26 protein-coding genes and 7 pseudogenes are annotated in these 24309 nt (G+C 72.6%); 22 read left to right on the plus strand and 11 right to left on the minus strand.

What is annotated here, in order from left to right; all coding sequences use genetic code 11:
• Positions 1–80: 80 nt before the first annotated feature.
• Genes ABD324_RS02010 through ABD324_RS02025 form a run of 4 tightly spaced genes read left to right on the plus strand, consistent with a single transcriptional unit; the run spans position 81 to position 4121 of the window.
• Complete coding sequence (locus tag ABD324_RS02010) at positions 81–1154, plus strand: FecCD family ABC transporter permease (protein WP_344411765.1); 1074 nt, start codon at positions 81–83, stop codon at positions 1152–1154.
• Positions 1154–1999 (plus strand): ABC transporter ATP-binding protein, encoded by an 846-nt coding sequence (locus ABD324_RS02015; protein WP_344411766.1) that lies wholly within the window; start codon positions 1154–1156, stop codon positions 1997–1999. The genes ABD324_RS02010 and ABD324_RS02015 overlap by 1 nt, the downstream gene beginning before the upstream one ends.
• Complete coding sequence (locus tag ABD324_RS02020) at positions 1948–2916, plus strand: ABC transporter substrate-binding protein (protein ID WP_344411767.1); 969 nt, start codon at positions 1948–1950, stop codon at positions 2914–2916. Before ABD324_RS02015 ends, ABD324_RS02020 begins: the two co-directional genes overlap by 52 nt.
• Positions 2913–4121 carry an MFS transporter gene (locus ABD324_RS02025; RefSeq protein WP_344411768.1) on the plus strand — a complete coding sequence of 403 codons (1209 nt, stop codon included), beginning with the start codon at positions 2913–2915 and terminating at the stop codon, positions 4119–4121. Before ABD324_RS02020 ends, ABD324_RS02025 begins: the two co-directional genes overlap by 4 nt.
• Here the strand turns inward: ABD324_RS02025 and ABD324_RS02030 are convergent.
• The 6 genes from ABD324_RS02030 to ABD324_RS02055 all read right to left on the minus strand — a co-directional run bounded on the left by ABD324_RS02030 (position 4110) and on the right by ABD324_RS02055 (position 9623).
• Complete coding sequence (locus ABD324_RS02030) at positions 4110–5426, minus strand: YcaO-like family protein (protein WP_344411769.1); 1317 nt, start codon at positions 5424–5426, stop codon at positions 4110–4112. The genes ABD324_RS02025 and ABD324_RS02030 overlap by 12 nt on opposite strands.
• 10 nt (positions 5427–5436) lie before the next feature.
• Positions 5437–6789, minus strand: a complete 1353-nt coding sequence (locus tag ABD324_RS02035) for a YcaO-like family protein (RefSeq protein WP_344411770.1) — start codon at positions 6787–6789, stop codon at positions 5437–5439.
• Complete coding sequence (locus tag ABD324_RS02040) at positions 6782–8329, minus strand: CocE/NonD family hydrolase (RefSeq protein WP_344411771.1); 1548 nt, start codon at positions 8327–8329, stop codon at positions 6782–6784. The genes ABD324_RS02035 and ABD324_RS02040 overlap by 8 nt, the downstream gene beginning before the upstream one ends.
• On the minus strand, positions 8326–9099 hold the full coding sequence (locus ABD324_RS02045; protein WP_344411772.1) for a hypothetical protein: 774 nt from the start codon (positions 9097–9099) through the stop codon (positions 8326–8328). Before ABD324_RS02045 ends, ABD324_RS02040 begins: the two co-directional genes overlap by 4 nt.
• Positions 9100–9173: 74 nt before the next feature.
• A complete protein-coding gene (locus ABD324_RS02050) occupies positions 9174–9362 on the minus strand; it encodes a streptamidine-related RiPP repeat protein (RefSeq protein ID WP_344411774.1) in 189 nt (62 codons plus the stop codon).
• Between the two features lie 126 nt (positions 9363–9488).
• Positions 9489–9623 carry a hypothetical protein gene (locus ABD324_RS02055; RefSeq protein WP_344411775.1) on the minus strand — a complete coding sequence of 45 codons (135 nt, stop codon included), beginning with the start codon at positions 9621–9623 and terminating at the stop codon, positions 9489–9491.
• Positions 9624–9700: 77 nt separating this feature from the next.
• Here ABD324_RS02055 and ABD324_RS02060 point away from each other — a divergent pair, with 77 nt between their 5' ends.
• From ABD324_RS02060 to ABD324_RS02080, 5 genes and pseudogenes are all read left to right on the plus strand, one after another.
• Positions 9701–10954, plus strand: a complete 1254-nt coding sequence (locus ABD324_RS02060; protein WP_344411776.1) for an MFS transporter — start codon at positions 9701–9703, stop codon at positions 10952–10954.
• Positions 10951–11604, plus strand: coding sequence for a TetR/AcrR family transcriptional regulator (locus ABD324_RS02065; protein ID WP_344411777.1), 654 nt, complete (start codon positions 10951–10953; stop codon positions 11602–11604). Before ABD324_RS02060 ends, ABD324_RS02065 begins: the two co-directional genes overlap by 4 nt.
• Positions 11601–12425 (plus strand): annotated as a pseudogene (locus ABD324_RS37105) (LLM class flavin-dependent oxidoreductase); the annotation flags it as partial. The gene ABD324_RS02065 and the pseudogene ABD324_RS37105, both read left to right, overlap by 4 nt.
• 34 nt (positions 12426–12459) lie before the next feature.
• Positions 12460–12621, plus strand: a complete 162-nt coding sequence (locus ABD324_RS02075; RefSeq protein ID WP_344411779.1) for a hypothetical protein — start codon at positions 12460–12462, stop codon at positions 12619–12621.
• A 126-nt stretch (positions 12622–12747) separates the two neighbouring features.
• The gene (locus ABD324_RS02080; RefSeq protein ID WP_344411780.1) at positions 12748–13440 is read left to right on the plus strand and encodes an ABC transporter transmembrane domain-containing protein; all 693 of its coding nucleotides are present in this window, start codon (positions 12748–12750) and stop codon (positions 13438–13440) included.
• Here the strand turns inward: ABD324_RS02080 and ABD324_RS02085 are convergent.
• On the minus strand, positions 13397–13672 hold the full coding sequence (locus ABD324_RS02085; RefSeq protein WP_344411806.1) for a hypothetical protein: 276 nt from the start codon (positions 13670–13672) through the stop codon (positions 13397–13399). The two genes, ABD324_RS02080 and ABD324_RS02085, sit on opposite strands and share 44 nt — an antisense overlap.
• 139 nt (positions 13673–13811) lie before the next feature.
• On the opposite strand from ABD324_RS02085, the pseudogene ABD324_RS02090 reads away from it, so the two are divergent.
• The 3 genes and pseudogenes from ABD324_RS02090 to ABD324_RS02100 all read left to right on the plus strand — a co-directional run.
• Positions 13812–14412, plus strand: a pseudogene (locus ABD324_RS02090) (ABC transporter ATP-binding protein); the annotation flags it as partial.
• Entirely contained in the window at positions 14409–16139 is a 1731-nt protein-coding gene (locus ABD324_RS02095; RefSeq protein WP_344411781.1) for an ABC transporter ATP-binding protein, read from the plus strand. The pseudogene ABD324_RS02090 and the gene ABD324_RS02095, both read left to right, overlap by 4 nt.
• Positions 16136–17023 (plus strand): alpha/beta fold hydrolase, encoded by an 888-nt coding sequence (locus ABD324_RS02100; protein ID WP_344411782.1) that lies wholly within the window; start codon positions 16136–16138, stop codon positions 17021–17023. Before ABD324_RS02095 ends, ABD324_RS02100 begins: the two co-directional genes overlap by 4 nt.
• A 79-nt stretch (positions 17024–17102) precedes the next feature.
• Here the strand turns inward: ABD324_RS02100 and ABD324_RS02105 are convergent, their stop codons facing one another.
• Positions 17103–17414: an SIP domain-containing protein gene (locus ABD324_RS02105; RefSeq protein WP_344411783.1), complete on the minus strand. Its 312-nt coding sequence runs from the start codon at positions 17412–17414 to the stop codon at positions 17103–17105.
• 642 nt (positions 17415–18056) lie between these two features.
• On the opposite strand from ABD324_RS02105, the gene ABD324_RS02110 reads away from it, so the two are divergent.
• Together ABD324_RS02110 and ABD324_RS02115 are read left to right on the plus strand one after the other, a co-directional pair.
• Positions 18057–18362, plus strand: coding sequence for an ArsR/SmtB family transcription factor (locus tag ABD324_RS02110; protein WP_344411784.1), 306 nt, complete (start codon positions 18057–18059; stop codon positions 18360–18362).
• Positions 18363–18622: 260 nt separating this feature from the next.
• Complete coding sequence (locus ABD324_RS02115) at positions 18623–19258, plus strand: hypothetical protein (protein WP_344411785.1); 636 nt, start codon at positions 18623–18625, stop codon at positions 19256–19258.
• A 234-nt stretch (positions 19259–19492) separates the two neighbouring features.
• Here ABD324_RS02115 and ABD324_RS02120 read toward each other — a convergent pair whose 3' ends face one another.
• Together ABD324_RS02120 and ABD324_RS02125 are read right to left on the minus strand one after the other, a co-directional pair.
• Entirely contained in the window at positions 19493–20026 is a 534-nt protein-coding gene (locus ABD324_RS02120) for a histone-like nucleoid-structuring protein Lsr2 (protein WP_344411786.1), read from the minus strand.
• A 55-nt stretch (positions 20027–20081) separates the two neighbouring features.
• On the minus strand, positions 20082–20525 hold the full coding sequence (locus ABD324_RS02125) for an STAS domain-containing protein (RefSeq protein WP_344411787.1): 444 nt from the start codon (positions 20523–20525) through the stop codon (positions 20082–20084).
• A 286-nt stretch (positions 20526–20811) separates the two neighbouring features.
• Between ABD324_RS02125 and ABD324_RS02130 the strand changes: the two genes are divergently transcribed.
• The gene (locus ABD324_RS02130) at positions 20812–21282 is read left to right on the plus strand and encodes an ATP-binding protein (RefSeq protein WP_344411805.1); all 471 of its coding nucleotides are present in this window, start codon (positions 20812–20814) and stop codon (positions 21280–21282) included.
• Positions 21283–21335: 53 nt separating this feature from the next.
• On the opposite strand, the gene ABD324_RS02135 is transcribed toward ABD324_RS02130, so the two are convergent.
• A complete protein-coding gene (locus ABD324_RS02135; protein ID WP_344411788.1) occupies positions 21336–21761 on the minus strand; it encodes a hypothetical protein in 426 nt (141 codons plus the stop codon).
• A gap of 203 nt (positions 21762–21964) precedes the next feature.
• On the opposite strand from ABD324_RS02135, the gene ABD324_RS02140 reads away from it, so the two are divergent.
• The 7 genes and pseudogenes from ABD324_RS02140 to ABD324_RS02150 form a co-directional block, all read left to right on the plus strand.
• A complete protein-coding gene (locus ABD324_RS02140; protein ID WP_344411789.1) occupies positions 21965–22093 on the plus strand; it encodes a hypothetical protein in 129 nt (42 codons plus the stop codon).
• Between the two features lie 158 nt (positions 22094–22251).
• Positions 22252–22476: a hypothetical protein gene (locus ABD324_RS02145; RefSeq protein WP_344411790.1), complete on the plus strand. Its 225-nt coding sequence runs from the start codon at positions 22252–22254 to the stop codon at positions 22474–22476.
• A gap of 645 nt (positions 22477–23121) precedes the next feature.
• Positions 23122–23379: pseudogene (locus ABD324_RS37110) on the plus strand (transposase); the annotation flags it as partial.
• Between the two features lie 28 nt (positions 23380–23407).
• Positions 23408–23533, plus strand: a pseudogene (locus ABD324_RS37115) (hypothetical protein); the annotation flags it as partial.
• Positions 23534–23627: 94 nt separating this feature from the next.
• Positions 23628–23732: pseudogene (locus tag ABD324_RS37120) on the plus strand (helix-turn-helix domain-containing protein); the annotation flags it as partial.
• Positions 23731–24018 (plus strand): annotated as a pseudogene (locus ABD324_RS37125) (DDE-type integrase/transposase/recombinase); the annotation flags it as partial. The pseudogenes ABD324_RS37120 and ABD324_RS37125, both read left to right, overlap by 2 nt.
• Before the next feature lie 64 nt (positions 24019–24082).
• Positions 24083–24309: pseudogene (locus ABD324_RS02150) on the plus strand (IS30 family transposase); the annotation flags it as partial.

Raw genomic sequence — 24309 nt, forward strand, 5'->3', positions numbered from 1 at the left:
TTGACTATCGTTTTCATTCGTAGCTCAATTGTCCCGGACAGGACGAGGGCGCCGGGCGCGCACGACGGATGCGGGGAACGGTGACGGCGACGACCGGGGTGGGGGCTGCTGTGCCGGCCCGGCAGGGTCCGCGGTTCGCCCAGCCCGGTCCGTTCGCGCTGCTGTGCGCCGGCCTGCTGGTCACGACGGCCGCGGTGGCCGTCCTCGGGGTCGCGGTGGGTGCGGTGGCCGTCCCACCCGGGACGGTGCTCGCCGTGGTGGGCCACCGACTGGGCCTGCCGGTCGCCGCGCCGGACGCAGTCGCCGACCAGATCGTGTGGGGCTCCCGGTTGCCGCGAGTGCTGCTCGCGGTACTGGTCGGGGCGGGGCTCGCGGTGGCCGGGGCGGTCATCCAGGCGGTGGTGCGCAACCCGCTCGGCGACCCGTACCTGATCGGGGTCGTGCCCGGCGCTGGGCTGGGTGCAGTGAGCGTGATCGTCGCGGGCGCCGCCGCGGGGCTGTCGCTGTCGGTGGCGGCCTTCGCCGGTGCCCTGCTCGCCTTCGGCCTGACGTTCCTGCTCGGGCGCCGCGGTGGTCACTGGCCGCCGGCCCGGCTGGTGCTCGCGGGGGTCGCGGTCGGTTACCTGGTCTCGGCCGTGACCTACTTCCTGCAGACGATCGCGACCCCGACCCAGGTCACGCGGATCCTGTTCTGGACCCTCGGCAGCGTCGCGAGCGCGCGCTGGGTGGATCTCGGCCTGCCGGCTGTGGTCGTCGTCGCCACGACCGCCTGGCTACTGCTGCAGGGCCGGCGGCTCGACGCGCTGGTCAACGGCACGGACGTCGCCGCCTCCCTCGGGCTGGCCGTGGGCCGGTTCCAACTGCAGCTCATGGTCGTGGTCGCCCTGCTGACCGGGTCGCTGGTCGCAGTCTCGGGCGGGATCCTGTTCGTCGGCCTGGTCGTCCCGCACGTGGTGCGTCTGCTGGTCGGGGCGGCGAACCGGCGCGTCCTGGTCGGGTCGGCGCTGCTCGGGGCGGTGTTCCTGCCGCTGGCCGACCTGGTCGCCCGGACGGTGCGGGCGCCGGTGGAGCTGCCGATCGGGATCGTCACCGCGGCGGTCGGGGCACCGTTCTTCCTCTGGCTGATGCACGCGGCCGACCGGAGGCGGAGCTGATGCGCGTCGATGCCGAGGGGATCGACGTCGAGATCGCCGGACGGACCGTCGTGGCGGGCGCGGTGCTGCGCGCGGAGCCCGGGACCGTCGTCGGGCTGTTGGGACCCAACGGCTCCGGCAAGACGACCCTGCTGCGCACCCTCCATCGGGTCCTGCGCCCTGCCGCGGGTTCGGTCCACATCGGAGGGCACGACGTCTGGGGGCTCACCCCCCGGGCGGCCGCGCGCCGGACCGCGGTGGTATTGCAGGACGATCCGACCGACTTCGAGTTCACCGTGCGGGAGGTCGTCGAGCTGGGCCGGGTGCCGCACCAGGGCCTGCTGCGCCGCGACCCGGCCGGAGACGCCGCGGCCGTCGACGACGCGATGGCCGTCGCCCGCGTCGACGGGCTCGCCGAACGCCTGGTCAGCACCCTGTCGGGCGGGGAGCGGCAGCGCGTGTTCCTCGCCCGTGCTCTCGCCCAGCGCACCCCGGTCCTCGTGCTCGACGAGCCGACCAACCACCTCGACATCCGCGCGCAGCTGGAGCTGCTGGAGCTGGTGCGCGGCCTGGGCGTGACCGTGGTGGCCGCCCTCCACGACCTGAACCTCGCCGCGGCCCACTGCGACGACGTGGTCGTCCTGCACGGCGGCCGGGTGCGCGCCCACGGGCCGGCCACCGACGTCCTGGTCCCGGACCTGGTGTCACGGGTTTTCGACGTCGCCGCGGCGCGCGGGACCAACCCGCTGACCGGCCGTCCGATGTTCATGTTCGCCCCGCTCCCGGAGAGCGGTCCCCCCACCGAGGAGATCCCGTGCTCGTCCCCCGCCTCGCCGGCTCCGCCTGTGCCGTCGCCGCCCTCCTGACGCTGGCGGCCTGCGGCACACCCGCCGCGACGCCGGCCGCATCCGCGACCGCAGCCGCGGGCTTCCCCGTCTCGGTCACCCGCTGCGGCCACACGTCCACCTTCGCCGCGCCGCCGGAGCGGGTCGTGCTCGGCTGGGCGACTTCCGCCCGCACGCTGGACGCGCTCGGCGTCGGGGACCGGGTGAGCGGCTACGTCAGCGGCGCGAACGCCGCTATGCCGGCCGGGTCGACCGCGCAGGAGGTGTCGCCCGACTTCAAACCCGCCAAGGAGGCCCTGCTCGCCGCCCGCCCGGACCTGTTCCTGGCCAACGACGAGAACCAGCTCTCCGGTGCCGACGGCACCGCGAGCTGGACCGATCTCGAGGCCGCCGGCGGGCACGGGTTCGTCCTGGGCGGCTACTGCCTCGACGCGCCCGCCCCCGCCACCCTCAACGCCGTCTACGCCGACGTGCGCGACCTGGGCGCGGTGTTCGGCGTCCGGGACCGGGCCGAGCAGGTCGTCGCCGGGATGACGGCACGGGTCTCGGCCGCCGCGGCGAAGCGCGGCGCCGCGGCGCCGGCGCGGGTCGCGCTGGTGCAGGTCTACGACGGCAAGGTCTACGCACTGGCCGGCTCGTACTACAACGCGATCGTCGCGGGCGCCGGCCTGGACAACGTCTTCGCCTCCCTGGGGCAGAACTTCGCCGAGATCAGCGCCGAGCAGGTGCTCACCTCGCGGCCCGACGCGATCGTCGCGGTGTACGAGGAGGCCGACGGTGCCGCGGCGGCCGTCGCTGGCGCCCGGACGGCGTTCGCGGCCACACCCGCGGTGGCGGCGGGCAAGGTCTTCGGGATGTCCAATGTGGATATCAGTGGCGGCGGCGTGAACATCGTGGACCTGGTGGAACAGGTCGCGGGCGAGGTCTACGGGCGGTGAGCTCGCGCGAGCTGCTCGCCGGCAGCCCGTCCTTCCGGTTGTGGGTGGCCTCCGACGTCGTCCGGACGATCGGGTTCGCCGTGAGCACGGTGGTGCTGCCGATCCTGGTGTTCGAGCGGACCGGGTCGCCGGTGCAGACCGGGCTGCTCGCCGCGCTGCGGGTCGTCCCGTACCTGGCGGTCGGGCTCCTGGCCGGGGCGATCGCGGACCGGGTGGACCGCAAGCGCCTGCTGATCGCGACGACCGTGGTCGAGGGACTGGCCATGGCGACGATCCCGATCGTCGACGCGGTCACCCCGGTGCCGCTGGCGCAGGTCTACGCCGTGACGCTCGTGGGGTCCGTGGCGTTCGTGTTCGCCGACGCCGCGGCGTTCGGGGCGCTGCCCACCATCGTCGGCCCGGAACGGCTCGCGACGGCCAACGGGGTGCTGCTCGCGGCGGTGTCGGCGGCGATGATCGCCGGCCCGGCGCTGGGCTCGGCACTGGTCGCGACCGTCGGCGCCGCGCCGGCGGTCTGGGTCGACGTCGCCGGGTTCGCGCTGGGTGCGGCGCTGCTGGCCGGGATGCGCGGTGAGTTCCGGGAGCCGCTCACGTCGACCTCGCTGCGCGCCCACGCGGCGGCCGGGCTGCGGTTCGTGGTGTCGGACCGGACGTTGTGCGTCCTGCTGGTCGCGGGTTTCGCGCAGTCGCTCGCGATCGGCGCGGTCGCCGGGCAGCTGGTCGTCTACGCCGTCGACGGCCTCGGCATCCCCGAGATCGACGCGCGAGTCGGCTGGCTCTTCTCGGCCGGGGCGGTGGGCACGCTGCTCGCCGGGCTGGTGTTCGGCCGGATGTTCGCGCGCGACCGGGTCCGGTTCCTCACCCCGGCCGCGCTGGTCGGCGCCGCGGGGGCGCTCGCCGTGCTCGCGGACACCGGGGGGCTGTGGGCCGCTGCCGCGGGCTACCTGGTGTTCGGCCTCGCCACCCAGGTCGCGATCAACACCGGCATCACCTACCGCCAGCTCGTCAGCCCGGCCGAGCTGCGGTCGTCGGTCAATGTCATCGGCCGGATGGTCGCCTGGGGCGGGAACCCTTTCGGCGCCATGGTCGCCGGCTTCGTCGCCGCGGCCTCCGGGGTGCGGACCGCGTTCTGGGCCGGAGTCGTGGTGCTCGCCCTCACCGCCGTCGTGGCCGCCGTCCTCCTCCCCCGTCGGTCAGTGCGGTAGGGGCGTGCGGGGCACCGGGAAGGGCGCGGCAGACGGCGAGGAGCGGCGGGCCGTTCCCAGCCGCTCCCCGCCCAGGAACGGCAGCCCGATCGGGGCGTTCGAGTACAGGCCGGGGACGAGGACCCGCACCACCGTGTACCCGAGCGGCCCCACGTCCGCCGTGGTCAGGTCGACCGCCACGGCACGATGTCCCGCGGCGGTCAGCGCGGCGACGAGATCGCCGGTCCCGGTCAGCTCCTCCAGCGCGACCCGGCCGATCGTCCGGTCCGCGAGCTCGTGCTCGAAGTCGGCACGGACGGTGGGATCGAGGTGCAGTTGCAGGTGGCAGGCATAGTCGACGGCGTCGGCGAGGTCGGGCCGGTAGGCCGACCGGTAGGCGCGGTCGGCGCGCCAGGGCTTGAGCGGGCTCCCGGGCCGGACGGCCGCGGCGGCGAACGCGCCGGCGGGATCGTCGTAGTCGGCGAGGACGAGCTGGAGCTGCAACGCCTCGGCGAACGCCTTGAGCGCCGCGGTCACCGGGTCGGCGTGCACGCCCGTGCCCAGGCTGAGCAGGCCGGTCGTCGCGTCGGTGACGAGCGCGCCGAGGACCGGCATGCCGAACGGTGACACCAGCGCGAGGAAGCGGGTGGTCAACAGGGCCTGCGGACCGATGGCGAAGGCCGCCAGCCACCGGGGGACCTCGACCGCCCGCACGCCCAGGCCTCCGTACCAGGACAGGGTCATCGCGTCGCGCTCGACCACCTCGCGCAGCGCCCCGTCGACCGCGAACGCCCGGTTCGGCCCGGCCGCGAGCCCGGCCTGCACGACGGGGTTCGTGAGCGGACCGCGCGGGGCCCCGATCGGTGAGTGGTAGGAGGGCCACACCGGGCCCGCCGGGACAAGTACCTCGTCACCGTCGGCGAGATCCCACCCCGGCGCCCACTCCGTGACCAGGTCGGCGGTCATCGGGACCGCGGGAAACCCGGGCCTCGCGTACTGCTCGGCGGAGAAGAACGCGAAGCCCGCCGGGTCCAGCGCAGGCCGGCCGGCGGCGCGCAGCGCGTCGTGGCTCGCGCGGACCAGGCCGGGCGGCACGAGGTTGCCGCAGTAGCGCTCGACGGCCTCACCGAGCGCCGCCGCCCGCACCGCCTCCGGATCGGCGAAGGCGTAGCCCGCTCCGGCCGGGTCCGACGCCCAGCCGCCGAACCGGGAGGTGTCGGCGAGCCGGGCGGTCGTCAGCGCGAACGACGCTGGGAAGTGCGGTGGCACGACGGCGGGTTCGAGGGCGCGCACGATCCCGGTGCGCGGGTCGGTCAGGGGGCTCACGGGGCGCCTCTCAGGCCAGGGGCAGGGGATGCGCGACGAGGTCGTCCTCGTCGCGGGGCGGGTCCGGCCAGCCCAGCCGGGCCGGGACCTCGTAGAGGCGGGCGCTGCCGCGCAACGGGAACGCCGGCGGCCCGTTGCCCACCAGGCCGGCGGCCACCACCCGGACCACGCACCATCCGGCGGCCGCCACGTCCGGGGTGGTGAGGTCCACCGACACCACCCGGACCCCGGCCGCGGCGAGCCGGCGCAGGTACTCCGCCCGCGGGTCGGGCACGACAGGGAGGTCCTCGACCGAGCGGGTCGCCGCGGGCCGCAGCCGGTCCAGCGGCGCGCCCTGCATCCGCGGGTCCAGGTAGAGCTGGGCCACGGCGGGCAGGTCGGTCAGCGCCCGGTAGTGGGGGCCGGCGTCGTCGAGGTGGCGGCGGTCGGCGCGGAACGGCAGGTAGGCGTGCGCCTCGATGGTCCCCGACGCGACCGCCGCCCAGGCCAGGCTCCCGGGATCGGCCAGGTCACGGGCGTGCCGGAGCAGCCCCAGCGCCTCGACGAGCGCCTTCGATCCCGCCGCGGCGGGATCGGCGCGGCAGGCGGTGCCGAACCCGAGGTACCCACCCTCCTGTTCGACCAGTGCCGCGACGACCGGCACGTCGAACGCCGACGGCACGGCCGTGAGATGGACGCGCAGCGGGACGTCCCCGGCCGGGCGGCCGAGCGCGCCGGTGACCCGGCCACCGTCGTCGAGGCCGGCCGCGGGGGCCCCGGAGGCCCACCAGATCCCGGTAGCGTCGCGCTCGAGCAGCTCCTCCAGGGCCGACCGCTCGGCGCGGGCCCGGTCGGTGCCCGCGGCGATGCCGGAGTACATCGGCGAGTGGGTCGGCGGTTCGGCGGCGCGCGCGCCGTGGACGTAGTCGAGGTACGCCAGGGAGGCCGGCACCCACACCTGCCCGCCGCCGTGCAGGTCGGTGCCGGGCACCCAGCCCACCCGCAGGTCCCGGGTGAACGGCACGAACGGGAACCCCGCGAGCGCGTGCTGGCGCGCCGAGTACAGGGCGAGCGCGGCGGGGTCGAGGGCCGCCCGCCCCGCACGGACCAGCTCGTCGTAGGAGGAGTGGTGCAGCACGTCGGGAACCGCGTTGCCGCAGTAACGCTCCACTGCCTCGCCGATCGCCGCGGCCCGTGCCGTGTACTCGTCACCGAGGCTCGCACCGAAGCCGGTCGCGTCCGCGCGCCAGGCCGCGAACCGGTCGGTGCGCCCGACCAGTGCCCCGTAGGACACGAGCCCCGCGGGCAGGCCGGGCGGTACGGGCAGCCGGCCGACGTCGACGAGCAGGCCGGTCCGGCGGTCCGTGAGCAGTGCGTCAACCACAGGGAACCTCCAGCTGCGACTCTCCGATGTGGATGGTCTGGGTGCCGGCGGCGGTCCGGGTGCCGTGGTGGCGGTCTTCCCCGGTGCCCAGGTTGCGCGCCAGGAAGGGGAAGTCCGACCCCGTGACTTCCAGGACCAGCCGGGTCCCAGCCGGCACGAGGAAGGCCATGGCGCCCAACGAGATCCGGACCCGGTGCGGGCCACCACCCGTGGTGACGGCGGTACCACGGGTGATCTCCAGTAGCCGCCCGTCGGGGTGGAGCTCGCAGAGCCGGACGATCCAGTCCGCGCCGGCGGCGGTCGTCGACACCCACAGGTCGGCGAGACCGGCACCGTCGATGCGGAGCGGGGCTGCGAGTGGGGTGGAGGTGAACCGGGCCGCGTCGGAGCGGTCGAGCAGACCGGAGCGGTCCGCGGCGGGCAACGTCGAGGGAAAGGGGACGGCAGGATCGTGCTCGAAGCTCACGGCGCCCGTACCCGGTGCCGCGGGGTGGAGCCCGCCGGCGGCACCCAGGTGCCAGCACCGCCGCGGGCCGGCCACGGGGGGCCACTGCGCCGTTGTCCGCCAGCGGTCCGCACCGGGGACGAACACCCGGGTGCTGCCGGGGCCGGTGGGGTCGGCGAGCGCGGTGCGCAGCCAGTCGGTGAACAGCCCGCCCAGTGGCAACCGCGCCGCCGAGCCGTGCTCGCGGGCGCCCACGGTGGTGGTGCCGTCCATCCCGAGGTCGTGCCCCCACGGGCCGACGACGAGATCCCGCCGCGGGCGCGGGGACACGGCGTCACCGGCCTGTCCGTACTGGGCGAGCACCTCGTCGACCAGCAGGTCGTACCAGCCGCCGACGTGCAGCGACGGCGCCGACAGCCCACGGATCTCGGCCTCGGTCACGGCGTCGGGCGGGGTCTCGTCCGGGTGCATCTCCAAGGCGTCGCCCCAGTGCGGCAGGTGGGCGCCGAGCAGTCCGCCGATGCCCGACACGGGAAGGTGGGCCAGCAGCTCCGGGTTCTCGGCGAAGACCATCTGGCGCATGCCCTCGCGGCTGGTGCGGGAGTCGGCGCGCTCGAGCCACCAGCCCGCGTGCTCGGCGAGGCGCAGGATGCCGCTGGGCTCGTACTTGGTGCGGTGCAGGCCCATCGACGGGCCCAGGCTCAGCACGGCGGTGACCGCGGCGGGTCGTTCGACGGCCATGGCCCATGCGGTGTAGCCGGCGTAGGAGCCGCCGAGGACCGCGACGCGCCCGTCACACCACGGCTGGTCGCACACCCAGTCGACGAGCGCCGCGCCGTCGGCCCGCTCGTGGCGGTACGGCTGCCAGGTGCCGGCCGAGTCGTAGCGCCCCCGCACGTCCTGCACCACAAACGCGAACCCGCGGGAACGCCAGCCTCGTCCCTCGGCGAGGTGCGCCGAGCGGCCGTAGGGGGTGCGGGTGACAACGACGGGAACGGGCCACCGCTCGGGCGGCGGAACGTGGGCGTCGAGCACCAGCTCGACCCCACCGGGACCCGTCATCGGGAGGTTCGCCCAGGTCACGAACCCGGTCATGCCGGATCCACGGCGGCCAGCCCCGGCAGCGCGAGCACCGGATGCCGGGTGAGCCGCACGGGGTTCGTCGACACCTCGGTCTGGTACCCGACCGGGCCGGTCTCACCGGTGCGCCACCAGGCCGCGACCTCGTCGGCGAGGAGTCCGGCGACGACCGCCGCGACGCCCGGGCCCGGGTCCGGCACCGGCGGCGCCTGCGCGGTGTCCAGCCAGGACCAGTAGCGCCCGAGCTCGTCGGGTACCCCGCTCGCGGCGAGCCGGCGACCGCGCAGGTCCCGGTAGCCGGGCGAGCGCCCGGGCACGGTCAGCGGGCCGACCAGGAACGACGTGCCCTCGGCATGGCAGCGATGCCAGGGCAGACCCGTTGCGGCACAGGTGGTGTCGAGGTCGTGCCAGCGGGCGTCGGGCAACCAGCCGGCACAGTCGACGAGCAGGTCCACCTCGGTGGGCCGGCCGGCCCGGCGGACCCGGGCCCACGCGCCGAGCACCGCCGCCACGGCATCGGCCACGGGACCGTCCCCGGTGAGCAGGACCCGCGGGGGCGCCGGTTCGGGCTCCGGGTCGGCGAGCAGGCCCCTCTCGGCGAAGAACCGGTGCAGCTGCTCGGCGTCGGTGGCTCTGTCGGGCGGCCCGTCGTGCCCGTGTGCCGCGCGCTGGAAGGCGGACAGCAGCTCGTCCGGTCCATCGATCCGCACGAAGCGGTCGCCGGGCAGGGCGGCGCGCCAGCCGTCGGGCGTCGGGTACAGGTGGTGGCCGGGAAGCAGGGTCACGGGGTCTCCGGGTGTCGGACCGGGGGCCCTGGCGCCCGGGTCGGGCGCCAGGGCATCTCATGTGGACCGGGAACTCAGCCGCCGAACGCGAAGGGGTTGTGCACCAGCGCGTTCGTGGTCGGACCCTGCAGCGCCGACAGGGCCGGGAGCTCGGCGACCTCGTCGAACGAGAAGGGGTTGTGCACGAGCGCGTTGGTGGTCGGGCCCTGCAGCGCCGAGAGCGCGGGCAGCTCGGCGACCTCGTCGAAGGTGATGTTCTTCATCGTGAACCTCCCTATTGAACATGGAAACCATTCCCATGCAGAGGTCACGGTACGGCCACGGACATCGATCCCGGAAGGGTGGATCCGAACTTGTGGCGCGCCCCACCGAGCGCGGTGGCACGCGGCTCACGCCACGCGGGAACGGGTGGTCGCGATCGCGCAGCCGCCGACCTCGGCCTCGTCCGCATACCCGAGGTCGAGGACCTTGATGAGCAGCAAGGCGTCCCGGCGGTCCTCGTGCAGGTCGACGACCGCGCTCACCGAACGGCTCCGCGGCGGACTGGACGTCGATATCAGGGTGAGCTAACTTTTAGCGTACAGCGTAAACGGAGGTGGCCATGGCCGAGCCGTCCGGCACCCGCCCGGCGCGGCGGGTTCTCGGGGTGCTTCTGGCAGCGGTGCTGGTCGGGTTCACCGCCCAGCAGTTGCTCACCCCGATCCTGGCTCCGCTCTCACGCGAGCTGCGGCTCACGGAGGTCCAGCTCGGTGTGGTGGTCACGGTCGCGGCCGTGGTGTTCACCCTGGGCAGCCTGGTCTGGGGTCGGGTCGTCGACCGATGGGGCAGCCGCCGGGTGCTGCTCACCGGCCTCGGGATCGCCGTCGTCGGAATGGCCGGTTTCGGCCTCTCGGCGCGGCTGGCGCTCGACTCCGGATGGGGCACGCCCGCGACGCTCACGGCGCTGCTCGCCACCCGCAGCGTGCTGTTCGGAACGGGTATCGGGGCCGTTCCGGTGGCCGCGCTGGCCTATGTGTCAGCGGCGACCGAGGGCGAGAAGGAGCGGACCCGCGCGGTCTCGCTGGTCGGTGCCGCGCAGGCGATCTCGCTGATCCTCGGCCCGGGCATCGGGGGCGCGCTCGCGGTGGCCGACCTGTTGGCGCCCGTGTATCTCGCGCCCGTCCTGCTGGTCGCGATCCTGGTCGCGGTCCTGGTCCTGGTGCCCGGGCTCGACCGCACGGCGCCGACGGACGATACGGCCGGCCGGGTCGGCCCGCTCGACCCCCGCGTCCGCCCGTTCCTACTGGTCGGGTTCCTACTGTTCCTCTCCCTCGGCGTGATGCAGGTGGTGCTCGGGTTCCTCGTCCAGGACCGCCTCGAGCTCGACGCGGGCGCGACGGCGGCCTCCGTCGGCACCGCGATGGTGATCACCGGGCTGGTCCTCGTCGCGATGCAGGCCGCGGTGGTCCCGAGGCTCGGCTGGTCGCCCGCGCGCCTGATCCGCACCGGGGCGCCGATCGCGGCGGCCGGGTTCGCGGTGCTGGCGCTAGCGGGGCAGCTCTGGCTGATCACCGTGGGACTCTGCGTGGTCGCGGTCGGGCTCGGCATGGCGATGCCCGGCTACTCGGCCGGGGCGACCCTGCGGGTGCAACGCTCCGAGCAGGGCGCCGTCGCCGGCCTGCTCAACGCGACGACCGGGGCGACCTTCATCGTCGGCCCGCTGCTGGGCACCGCCCTGTACCCGCTCGGGGCCGCCGTCCCGATCTGGGTGAGCGCGGGATGCTGCGCGGTCGGCGCCGTCGTGGCTGTGAGCGGCCGGGCGCTCTCCACCCCTGGTCGCGCGTCGAGCCCCCTGGAGGGTGAGATTGCCGGATGACGACCCCCGTGCCGCGCCGCCGCGGCCCCGGCCTGCTGGACCTGCCGACGATCGTCGACGTGGCCCTGGGCATCGCCCGCACGGACGGCCTGCCCGCACTGAGCATGCGGCGCATCGCCGACGAGCTCGGGTGCTCACCGATGGCGCTCTACCGGCACGTCGCGGACCGGCAGGCCCTGCTGCTGGCGATGCTCGACGCCGTGGCCGCCCGGATCGAGATCCCGCCCTTCCAGGAGGAGCCGCGGGCCGAGATCACGGCGCTGCTGCACGCCGTGCACGCTGCGGTGGAGGGCGATCCGTGGGTGGTGACCGCACTCGTCGCGGAGGGGCTGGCCAGCCCGCGGATCCTGCCCGTCGTCGACCGGATCTTCGGTGCCCTCGACCGGGCGGGCCTGCACGGCGCGCAGGCAATGTCCGGGCACGCCCTGATCTGGGAGTTCGCCTACGGCGAGCTGCTCACCTCGCACCACGACCGGGCTGACGCCTGGAACCGGAATATGATCCGCAACTCCGACCCGGTGCGGTTCCCGGCCGTGCACGCGGTGATGCGCGCCGCGGCCCGCGCGCCGGGCGGCCCGCCACCGGAGATGTTCGGCCCCCACCTGCAGATCGTCCTCGACGGACTCCTCGGCCCGGAAAGGTCGCCATGACCCGCTTCGGCGTACTGCTATTCACCCATCGCTTCCCCGACCAGACCGACGGTGAGGTGCTCGGCACCGCGCTGGATCTCGCCGCCCGCGCCGAGGCGCTGGGCCTGGACGATCTGTGGACGACCGAGCACCACTTCATCTCCTACGGCGTCAACCCGTCCGCGCTCACGTTCGCCGCGCACCTGCTCGGCCAGACCGCGCGGATGCGCGTCGGCACCGCCGTCACGATCCTGCCGATGCACTCGCCGCGCGCGATCGCCGAGCAGGCCGCCCTGCTCGACCAGGTCTCCGGCGGCCGCTTCGACCTGGGCATCGGGCGCGGCGGGCCGGTCGTGGACTACGAGGCCCTCGGGAAGTCCCTCGACGCGTGGCGGACCGGGCTGCCCGAGTCGCTCGACGTGCTCCTGGGCGCGTTCTCCGGGAAGGTCGCCGGCACCGGCGACCATCACCGGTTCCGCGAGGTCGCCCCGGCGCCGCGGCCCCTGACCACCCCACACCCGCCGGTGTACGTCGCCGCGTCGTCGGAGCGCAACGTGGACCTGGCCGCCGCACACGATCTCCCGCTACTGTTCTTCCTGCTCCAGAGCCCGGAGATGATCACCCCGCTGGTCGAACGGCACGCCGCGGCCACCGGTCGTCCGGCCGGGTCCTACGAGCACGGCACCGCGATCGTCGCGCAGGTCACCGAGACCGAGGCGGCCGCCTGCGACCCCGTGATGGGCACGGTCCTGCCGTTCTTCGGCCGCGCCTTCTCCGAGTACGTGATGCTGGAGGAACGCAAGGGCGGCGGGCCCCCACCGGAACAGATTGGCGAGCTGATGCTCGCCTCCGAGGCGATCGGACCGGTCGAGCTGTGTGTCGAGCGGATCGTCGCGGCTGTGCGTGCCCGGCGTCTCCCGGCTGCTGCTGCACGTGGAGTCCAGCGGCACGCGCGAGGGCACGCTCGCCAACCTGGACCGCGTCGTGTCCGATGTGCTCCCGCAGGTGCGGGCCCGCCTCGCCGGGGGATGCCGGTGACCGCCGCCACGGCCGTCGCCGGTCCGCCGCAGACCGGCCCGGCCGAGGCGGCCGCACCGGACGGCCGGGCCCAGGCCCGGCGGGAGGGGGCCGCCCTACGGGCGGTGCGGGCACCCGGTGATCGGGATGATCCCGATCGGGTGCGTGCTGGGTGCGCTCGGCGCCCTCGTGCCGTTCGTCGGGCTCGCCGAGCTGGGTGCGCTGCTGCTCGCCCCGGGAGACCCCGACACGGGCCAGGTCGTGTTCCTCGCGTGGCTGGTCGCGGCCGGGCTCGGGCTCCGGGGGCTGCTGCTGGGGATCGCGCTCACGATCACCCACGTCGCCGACCAGAAGCTGCAGGGCATCCTGCGCACCCGGATGGTCGCGCACCTCGGCCGGGTGCCGCTGGGCTGGTTCACCCGCAACTCCTCCGGGGTCGTCCGCAAGGCCGCGCAGGAGGACGTGCACGACCTGCACCAGCTGATCGCCCACCACTCCGTGGAGTACACCGCCGCGCTCGTGCTGCCGCTCGGCGGCCTGGGCTACCTGCTGTGGCTCGACTGGCGCCTGGCCCTGCTCGCGCTGGTCACGCTGCCTTTCTATGCCGCGGCCTACGCGTGGATGATGCGCAGCTACCAGGAGAAGATGCTGGAGATGAACGCCACGATGGCGCGGATCAGCTCCGCGGTCGTCGAGTTCGTCAGCGGCATCGCCGTGGTGAAGACCTTCGGCCAGGGCCGGTGTGCCCACGAGTCGTTCCGCCGGGCCGCCGCGGCGCCGCGGCCTTCGGCAACTCCTACGCCGCCTGGGTGCTGCCGATGCTCAAGCTCGAGGCGCTGAGCAGCATGGCGATCGCCGCGCCCGTCGTCGGTCTCGTGTCGACGGCCGGAGCGGTCTGGTTCGCCGCCGAGGGCTGGGTCACCCCGATCGAGGCGCTGACCGGGATCCTGGTCGCGCTGATCGTGCCCACCACCGTGATGACGATGGGCTTCGGCGCCCAGAACCGGCGCACAGCGGCCGCCGCGGCGCTGCGCATCCACGAGCTGCTCGGGACCCCGACCCTGCCGGTCACCGAGCACCCGCGCGTCCCCGAGGGGAACCGGATCGAGTTCGACGCCGTCCGGTTCTCCTACGACGGCACCACCGACGTGTTGGAGGACGTGTCGCTGACCTGCGCGCCGGGCACCGTGACGGCGCTCGTCGGGCCGTCCGGCTCCGGGAAGTCGACGCTCGCGACCCTGCTTCCACGACGTCGCCGCCGGCGCGGTGCGGATCGGTGGCGTCGACGTCCGCGAGATCGCGCCCGAGGTGCTGTACCGGCACGTCGGGTTCGTGCTGCAGGACGTGCAGCTGGTGCACGGCACCGTCGCGCACAACGTCCGGCTCGGGCGCCCCACGGCCACGGACGACGAGGTGCGCGCGGCCTGCGAGTCCGCTCACATCCACGACCGGATCGTCGAGCTGCCAGAGGGCTACGAGACCGTCGATGCACAGCTCTCCGGCGGGGAACAGCAGCGGGTCTCGATCGCCCGCGCCCTACTCGCCGACCCCCCGGTCCTGGTGCTCGACGAGGCCACCGCGTTCGCCGATCCCGAGTCCGAGGCCGCCATCCAGGACACACTGTCCGTGCTGGCCCGCGGCCGGACGGTGCTCGTGATCGCCCACCGCCTCACCACGATCACCGACGTCGACCGGATCGTTGTGCTCGACGGCGGCCGGGTCGTCGAGACCGGCACTCACATCGAGCTGCTTGCCGCGGCCGGCACCTACGCCCGGCAGTGGGCGGCCCACCAGGGAGGAGTCCCGCGATGATCCACGACCTGCTGACCCTGCTGGGGCCCGAGCACCGCCGCAAGCTCTTCGCCTACTTCGCCTGGGTCGGCGCCTACAGAGTGCTCCAGGGCGTCTCGACCGTGCTGCTCGTCCCCGTGTTCGAGGCGATGCTCGCCGGCGACACTGCGGGGGCGCTGCGCGGGCTGGTCGCGGTGGTGATCGCAGTCGCGCTGACCTGCGTGACGCACTACGTGCAGTCCATGCGGGGCTTCGGGGTGGCCCTGGTGGTGCTCACCACGATGCACGAGCGGCTCGGCGACCACGTGGCTACGCTGCCGCTGGGCTGGTTCACCGGGGAGAAGGTGGGGTGGCTGTCACCGACGGCGTCCAGCGGAACGATGCAGGTCGCGGGCCTGTTCGCGCATCTGATCACGCCGGTCGTCGTCGGGCTGGCGACGCCGACCACGATCGTCCTCGGGATGTTCTTCTTCGACTGGCGGATGGCGCTGGCCATGCTGGTCTGCACTCCGTTGCTCTATCCGGCCTTCCGCACCGGTGCCCGGCTGGTCGGGAGCGGCGACGTCCTCAACGACGGGGCTGCGGTCGCGTCGAGCAACCGGGTCGTCGAGTTCGCCCGCACCCAGCGGGTCCTGCGCGCCTTCGGCCGCGGCGGCGAGGGCTACGCGCCGCTCGACGAGGCGCTCGAGCACCAGCGCGCCACCGGACGCCGGGTGATGTGGCACGGCGTCGTCGGGATCGTGCTCGGCGGCCTCGCGGTGCAGTTCACCTTCACCGCGCTGCTGGTGGTCGGGGTCGCGCTGGCGGTGTCCGGGCTGGTCGCGGTGGGGACCGCCATCGCCCTGATCGCTCTCGCCGCCCGCTTCACCGGCCCGCTGGCCGAGATCGGGGACCAGGCCGGGGTGCTCAAGATGGCCCGCAACGACCTGCACCGGCTCACGTCGATCCTGTCCGAGCGCACCCTCCCCGAGACCGCGGAGACGGCGGGCCTGCCCACCCCCGGTTCGGTCGAGCTCGACGCGGTCACCTTCGGCTACGACCCCGAGCGGCCCGTCCTGCGCGAGGTCTCCCTGCACCTGCCGCCGCGCACCATGACGGCGCTGGTCGAAGCGTCGGGTTCGGGCAAGACCACGGTGACCCGGCTGCTCGCCCGGTTCTGGGACGTCGACGGCGGCACGGTTCGGATCGGCGGCACGGACGTCCGCGACCAGCCGACCGAGCAGCTGATGAGCCAGCTCGCGCTCGTCTTCCAGGACGTCTACCTCTTCGACGACACTCTGGAGGCCACCATCCGCGTCGGCCGCCCGGACGCGAGCGACGAGGAGGTCCGCGAGGCCGCCCGCCTGGCCGGCGTGCAGGAGATCGTCGACCGGCTCCCGCAGGGCTGGCAGACCCGGGTCGGGGAGGGCGGCACCGCGCTCTCCGGCGGTGAGCGCCAACGGGTCTCGGTGGCGCGCGCCCTGCTGAAGAACGCGCCGATCGTGCTGCTCGACGAGGCCACCGCAGCGCTGGACCCGGAGAACGAGCGCTATCTCACCGAGGCCCTGCGCACCCTCGCCGAGTGCAGCACCCTGCTGGTGATCGCGCACCGGCTGCCGACCGTCGTGGCCGCGGACCGGATCGTCGTGCTCGAAGACGGCGGCATCGCCGAGTCCGGGACGCACACGAAGCTGCTCGCCGCGGGCGGTCGCTACGCGGAGTTCTGGGAGTCGCGCAGGCAGGCCCGGGGCTGGCGAATCACCGGATGACGACGCGATCGGAGCCCACCCGACACCACGTCCAGGGCACCCCACGGCCCGTCCACCTGCCCGACGGGCGCGACCTGTACGCGATGGAGCTCGCCCCACGGCTCGCCCCGCCGACGGTGGTGTTCGAGGCCGGTGCCGCAGCTACCCGATCCTCCTGGGCCCTCGTCCAGCCGCTCGTCGGGACGTTCGCCCACGCCATCGTCTACGACCGGGCCGGGCTCGGCCGCAGCGCTCCCGACCCCGTCTCCCGCACGCTGCGCCGGATGGCCGACGACCTCGGCGCGCTGCTCACGGGCCTCGGAACGGGCCCGTTCGTGCTCGTCGGACACAGCGCGGGCGGACCGATCGTGCGCCTCGCCGCCGCCGACGCCCCCGACCGGATCGCCGGACTCGTCCTCGTCGACCCCAGCGACGAGGCCTCCGCGATCCTGCTCGGCCGCGCCTTCCGGGCCCTGGAGAAGCCCGTCGTCCGCACGAACCTGCTGCTCGCCCGAGCCGGCCTGCTGGCCCGGCTCTACCGGCCGATGCTCGCCGCCCTGCCGCCCGACGCTCGCGACGACCTGCGGCGCGAGGGCTTCACCGCCGACCTCGTCCGCACCCACCTCGCGCAGACCCACACCTACCTCGACGAGCTCGCCGGTTTCCGCGACGATCCCCCACAGCTCGGCGGCATCCCGGTCACCGTCGTCTCCGGAACCCGCACCGGTTCCGGCATGACCGCCCGGACCAGGGCCGACGCGAACGCCGCGCACGCCCACCGGGCCGCGGCGTCACCGGCCGGTCGGCACGTCCTCGCCCCGAACTCCGGCCACTACATCCCGCTGACCGATCCCGAGCTGGTCGCCACCGAGATCCGCGGGCTCGTCGAGGCAGCTCGACGCTGACCACTCACAGCCCGGCGGGGCCACTCGCCCAGTAGGCCTTCGTGGCGATCGCGGAGCGCCCCAGCCCGGCGCCGCGCAGCTATGCACGCAGGTCCTGGACGGTGCCGGCATGGCCCGCCAGGCAGGCGGGGGCCGGCGGCTCGCCGAACCCGGCGAGCCGCTCCCGCAGCACCGCCCCCGGCTCGTCCTGCCCGGCGACGACGTCGAGGCCGCGCAGCAGGTCCCGGGCCGCCGCGACCGTGGCGGCCGGGACCTCCACCGCGCCGACCGCGGCGGACGCCGTCGGGACGAGCTCGAGGAAGAGGCCGAGCGCGGTGGCGTCGCCCAGAAACAGCTCCCGCCGGCCCGCGGGTCGGCGGACCCCACCACCCGGGCCCATCACCGCGACCACGTCCCCGATCGCGCGCCCGCGCGCCCCAACGGGTCCCCGGACCGTCCGCGACCAGCGCGAACAGCACCTCGACAACCCCGCCGTCGGAATCAACGGCGCACGGCGTGTAGCGAGTGCAGCGCCCGAGCGCAGCGAGGACGAACGACCTTGACCTGCGACGAACGACGAGAACACCTACGCCGCAGGGGAGGACCACGGCTCATACCGACAAGCAAGGTCCGACAGGCCTACCCGCAGGGCAACCACCATCAGATGAGGGTCCGGCCAGCGACGAGCGCGAGCACCGTCGCGACGGAGGAGTGGCGAGCCAGCCCCACCCGTGACGGGTACGACTGTCGCTGTCCGGTCTCATCCGCCTGGCAGCCCACGTTGCGTCGGTCCGGAGTCTGGACGAGGCCGGCACCGACATCTCACACCTGAGCCACGTACCTTGGGCGATCCCGTTCGCCATGTGCCGCCTGTCGAGACAATCCCCATGCTCACCGGCCCTGCTAGCCTCGGCTCGGCGGGCCGGGAGTCCGAACCAGGCGCGAAATCCGAACACCGCCGCGGCATCGAGAAGCGAGGACCGCTGTGCAGCCAAGGCGCCCCAGCAGGCCGGCGCCGGAGTTCGAGGACTTGACGACCCGACCGCTGTACCGGGTGAAGGCGGAGTTCTTCAAGACCCTCGGCCATCCGGTCCGTATCCGGACCCTTGAGCTGCTCAGCGTCCGCGAACACGCCGTGTCCGAGCTGCTTCAGGTCATCGACACCGAGGCGGCCAGCCTGTCCCAGCAGCTGGCCGTTCTTCGCCGCGCAGGCCTGGTTCGGACCCGTCGCGAAGGCTCGTCGGTCGTCTACTCGCTCGCACATCCCGAGGTGGAAGGCCTACTCGCCGTGGCCCGCTCCATCCTGACCGGGATTCTGTCCGAACAGGTCGTGCTGCTCGACGACCTTCGCGCCCCCTGACCAAGACCGACCGATCCCCGACCGCTACCCTGCTCGATAGTTGCAGACTTATGCAAGTTGGAAAGCTGTCCAGTCGGGTGGGGGTGGTGGGAGTCGTGGGAGCGGCGCCGCTCGTCCTGGTCGTGCGCGGTCATGCTCCGCCCACGCCCACGCCCACAGCGCGTCACGGCGTCGACACCTCGACCTGGAGCGGCTGTTTGGGCCCGGATCTGCAAGTGGTCCATGGGACCGCAGATCTGAGACAGCAGACCGTCCTGGGTGTGCCCCAGGCCGTGCTGACCGAAGCACTTGCCGGCTACCTCGTGGACGACGGTGTGGACGGTGACCGGGTCGCCGAGCACGTCCGCCTCGTGACGGGCCGCCCTGTCGTGACTCGGACGATGGCCCGCTCGATCGGGCTCTGCGCGGGCGCGGTGCTCTATCTCCGCAGTGTTCGCCGTTCACCCGCGATCGCACGGGTCCTGGTGGCCGGCGCTGATCGGGGCCCCGGCCTGGCCGCGCTGCTGTTTGCCTGCGGGCTGTCCGACATCTCCTTGTGGAACGTTTCCGACGAGCGCTGGCTTCCGCTGCGGACCGCCACCCGCGACGTCGATGTGATCATCGATCTTCTCGGGTCGCCCTACATGGATCAGTTACGTGTAGATCTTGCCGAAGGTTCCGTCGTCGCCGCCGATGACTTCGATCCAGACGCCACGCTCGCCCCAGGCATCCTTGCCGGGCTCGCTCACAACGCCGCCCGCCGTACTGATTTCGACCACAAGCTCATGCGCCGATGCGTCGACGGGCTAGCCGACGGTGCCGAGCGTTCCGGGTGGCCAACCGCCGTGACCTCGCCACGAGTTTGGGCGCACCTCCACGACGCGGTGCAGACCGAACTCACACTCAGGCGACTGTGAGCTTCCCAGGCCAATCACGGGCTCGCCCGCCAACACCAGGGCTGCGGTTGACATCCCCGCAGGCCCGGTCCTCCAGGGCCTGCCCACCGGTGAGCCATCCACCTCCGACTCGGCCCCAGGATCGAGAAAGCGCTCGCCAGCCAGTCCGAACATCGCCGAGCCTTCGAAGACACACCCCACGCCAGGTGACCTACCTGGCTCTTGAGCAGCCGTTCGGGCCGTCTGCGTCAGGGATCAAGCCGAGGCATCGACCTTCTTGCGGACTCGACGCACCGGCTTCTCGGCAGTCGGCTCGGGCATCTCAGGCTCGGTGAACTGTGGCTGGGCCACGGTAGTCGTTGCCGCCCGCGGCGATCTGGACGACGCGGAGCCGGAGCTGGGAGCAGTCGAGCGGGCCGCGTAGGCCTGCGCGATCTCTGCCGGGATGCGCCCACGGTCGGCAATCTGCATGCCCTGCTCGGCGGCCCAGGCCCGGATACGGGCGTTCTGCCCCCGGTCCTTCGAGCTGGCTCGAGGCCGGGATGGCACCCGGGTAGAGGACTGGCGACCGGAAGCTTCGCGACCGGCTCCGACGTAGGGCGCGAGCACGTCACGCAGCTGCGCGGCGTGCTCTTCATTGAGGTCAATCTCCATCTCCTTCCCGTCAAGGGAGAAGGTGACGGTCTCGGCAGCCTTACCACCGGTCAGATCGTCGACCAGGGAGAAAGAGGTAACGCGGGCCATGCAGCACTTCCATTCAATGGCGATCGAGGACGCGAGGGGCTCCATCTTGCATAGTCGGTGCGTGGTGTCGAGTCGGAACGACCGCGCTCGACTCCGACCTCTACCGGCCCGGGTCGGCCGGTTCGCTGTCGGTGTTGGTGGCCAGCCAGGAGAACTGCTCGAGGAGACCCGTGGCTTGCAGAGGGCGTCGGACGGCGCGATTGCTGATGCCGATAAGGCCGACGTCCGTTCCACCGACGGGACTGGCGGCCTGGGCTCGGACGAGCATCGCGATTCCGCGGGAGCCGAAGAACATGACCCCGGTGAGGTCGACAATGAGCAGTTCTACCGCCCGCACGGTCCGAACCGCGTCGATCGCCGCGGTCACCACCTCGGCCTCAGCAGAATCAACCTCGCCGAAGACGCTGACCATGAGGCAGGCGACGTCGACTCGACGCAGAACGCAGCAACAGGGGTTGGCCCCGTTGGCGGCAGACTCGGCGACGATCGCCGCCTGCGCGGCGGCGACGGCGTCGTCGATCGTCGGTTCCTTCTCGGCGTTCACGACAACGGCCGGCGGTCCATAGCGACGGATGCTCCTTGCTCGCCCGACTCCTCAGCTCCGGGCGCGAAAGCAGCCGATCGATGCGATCACGGTGCCGGACAGAGGAAGTACAGCGGTACGAGCACGCGGTCTGGACTCGACGGTACGGGAGAGACTCCCACACCCATGGACACCAAGGACCTGATAGCCCCCTTGGACCACGTCCACGGCCCCATGCGGCCCAATCCCTGTCACGCTGTGGCTTAGTGTTCGCCACCGCGGGTAGCCATTTCAGGTGATGGAGCGCATGCATCTGGAGCTTCCTGTCCACGCTTCAGCCCCGGCGCAGGCTCGTCGTGAGGTTGCCTCATGGCTACAACAGCTGTGTGGTCTGCTGCCCCTGTGCGAGGTAGCCGAGGGTCTCATCTTCGCCATGAGCGAGGCCGTCACCAACAGCATCGACCACGCTTTCGTCGAGGCGGACACGATCCGGCCCGACGTTCAGCCCCCGGGTCCTTCAGCGACGACCGGCCAGGCTTGCGGGCAGGAGAGGCTCGGCCTGGTCATCCTGGACGGCTGGGTCGCGAAGGCGTCCGCCTCGGCGAAGCGTCATGTGGTGCTGACCGTCGTCGATGACGGACGGTGGCGCCCGCCGCCCACAGACCCCGGCAATCGTGGGCGTGGCCTGGCCATGATGAAGGGGTTCGTCGACCAGGTGGACATCGACCCGAAGCCTGAGGGCACCGTTGTGCGGCTCCAGCAGGCTCTGGAATGCTGACCAGCAACTCGCGAGCGGATTCGGCACGTAGCGATTCGCTCATCGGAAGCGGGTCAACGGAGCCGACGATTCTCCGGACCTGGCGCCTGCTCCTGGACCTGAGCAACAAGCTTCTGCAGAGCCCGTGCGGCCCGAACAGTCAGATCCGACGCCGGCTGAATCGCCAACACAGCCCGCCGAGCGGCCTCGACCGCGGAAATGATTTCCAGCGCAACCGTATCCTCCGCTGCTGCGCCTACCGCCTGGTGCGGGCACAGCTGACCGCCGAGTAACGCTGCGCACGTCCCCACCCTCCACTTCAACGCGCGCTCAAGCCTGCCGTAGGTCTGCTCGTGGAAGTTGCCGCCCCGCCCCGCCTCGATCAACCGCAGCGTGGCCGCAGTAGGCCCGCCCCGGGTCACGAGCTGATCTTTCGCGAGCGCGAGCCGAGTCCGTCGCGCTGTCACCGCCCGAGCCAGCGCCAGCCAATCTTCGGTCATGGACATCAAGGTTTCATCGAAATGGTTGTTCTTGCCGGACGTGACCGCCGCTCTCCACGATCAAGTGAACCTAGACCCGGACGGAGTGAATCACCCGGCTGAGGGGTCGCGCCGCCCAGAGATCCGCAGCAGATTGCGCCACAGTCCACTCACAATTCGCACTCGTCAGGGGCGAGACAGCAACCGCGCGAACCGAGGAGCCCGTGGAGTCGACACCCATCTTCACCGAGCTGATCGACCAGTTCACCGCCAATGGCGTCAGTATCGACCAGCCAGAGTCCCACGACGGGCTCACCCCGACGGGGCCCGCCGCGATAGGCAACGACCTGTGACGGTCTCCCGAGCACGGCCTGCAGGTCGCCACGTGGCTGGCGCCGGATGGACCGCCTGGCGGCCGACCTACATCGTTCGGGGAGATCCGCAAACCCCATCAACCTCTACGAGGAAAGTCCGGGCCGATACCTCCCTGGCCGTCGCCGCCCTGGCCCTCGTGACGATCGCAGGCCCGCTCGCGACCGCTACAGCAACCCTGTTCATCGGGCCGGCTGCTGCCTGGGTCACCACCGCCGTCCTCATCGTCGCGGCGGCGGCAAGCCAACGCCCAGCACGCTCCCACGACCAAGGCGTACGGATCATAGGCCTAGTCGCCCTGTCGATATCGATCGCTGGCCTCGTCGGCTGCGGCATCTACGGCCTACAGCACCTGACCAGCTGAGCCGGTCCCACTACTCACAACACAACCAGATCGTAGGACCACAGCCAACCACTAGCTCGACGAGCCCGAACTCGCCACGTCCCAGTCGGCCGGATCTGTAAAGGTGGTAGGCGGATACCGCGCGACGCAATCAGACGGGCCACTGTCGCCGGAAGGCCCGATCGCTCCCCTGCCTCGGTCCTCGGCTTCCACCAGGCCCCGATCAGGCCCAGATCACACCCACGGGTTCAAAGGTCCGTCGACAAGCAGCAAGAGGCGGCGTCGGCCCCGAACCTCCCCCGGGATGCGAGACCGACGCCGTCTATCCGTGACGTCTCCTGGCGTCACCAGCGGTGCGCTGCCCTCGGAAAGGCGGACTCTAGGAGAAGAACGCATCCAGCAGGAGGCAGCTCCGCTGCTCGTCTCAACGATCAATCGGAGCGAAAGCAACGGGCCAGCAGCCTGATATCGAGGCGGATCCAGAGCCCGTCCTCGTGGTCGGCGACAGCGCGCAGCTCCGAGTCCGGAGAGGTCAGCCCCGGAGCTGCGCCAGCCGTCACTGAGAGCGCAGTTCTGAGCCCCCGTGTCGCCCACCTTAAAGTTCCCGGCGCTCGTGGCGCCTACACCTACGGCTGATCTGCCCCGGAGACTGCGTCGGCTTGCTGGATGATCACGCTTCTCCGAGCGAGAAGGATCATCAGCACCGTGCCGAAGAGGTACCCACCCGAGTTCCGCCGCAAGGTCCTTGACCTCGTTGCAGCCGGCCGTCGCGTCGCACAGGTTGCCTCTGATCTCGACATCAGCGAGCAGACGATCTACGTGTGGCGCCGCCAAGAGCTCATCGACACCGGACAGCTACCCGGGGCCACCAGCACTGAGCAGGCCGAGCTCACCGCCGCCCGGCGGCGCATCGCCCAGCTCGAGGCCGAGGTAGCGATCCACCGCCACGCCGCTGAGCTGCTCGGCGAGGTGGTGTCCCCAAAGGCGGTTCGAGGCGATCGCGGTGATGGCCTCAGAAGGGCTGCCCGTCCAGCTCGCCTGCAGGGTCCTCGGCGTCGCGGAGTCCGGCTTCTACCAATGGCGCTCCCGTCCGGCATCCCCGCGAGCGCTGCGCCACGCCTGGCTCACCGAGCAGATCCAGGCCATCCACACCGCCCTCCTTCGGCACCTACGGCGCCCGCCGCGTCCACGCCGAGCTCCGCCTCGGCCACGGCATCCTGGTCGGCCACGGCGCAGTCGAGCTGCTCATGCGCCGCGCCGGACTGGCCGGGCTTCCTGGGCGCAAACGCCGCCGACACGTCCACGAGACCGCGTTTTCGAGCGACCTCGTGGACCGCAACTTCACCCGGCCGGCGCCGAACCAGCTGTGGGTCACCGACATCACCGAACACCCCACCCCGCGAGGGGAAGGTCTACTGCGCGGTCGTGCTCGACGTGCATTCCCGTCGCGTAGTGGGCTGGTCCATCGACTCTTCTCAGACCGCCGCCCTGGCCACGAACGCGCTGAGCATGGCCATCGGCAACCGCTCCCCGCTCCCCGCAGGCACAGTGATCCACTCCGACCACGGCGTGCAAGGCGGACTCGACCGGTCGTCGCAACACCCTAGTGAAGTGGAGGTGCTCGGCAGTGGCGACGAAGGACTGGAACGCGAGGCCGAGCGAGGTTCCCGAAGGGGCTCGACGTCAGTGGCGGGCGGATCGGGCGTTGCGGCCCCCAATGCGTTCGCCTGGGCGGCCCGAGCCCTCGCGTGCGGTGCAGCGGCAGTTCTGGCGGCAGATCGCGACGGACGTCACCTCAGCCGAGGCGGCGCTGAAAGTGGGCGTGTCCGTGCCGGTCGGTACACGGTGGTTTCG

This window comes from Pseudonocardia ailaonensis, assembly GCF_039531635.1.
Lineage (GTDB): Bacteria > Actinomycetota > Actinomycetes > Mycobacteriales > Pseudonocardiaceae > Pseudonocardia > Pseudonocardia ailaonensis.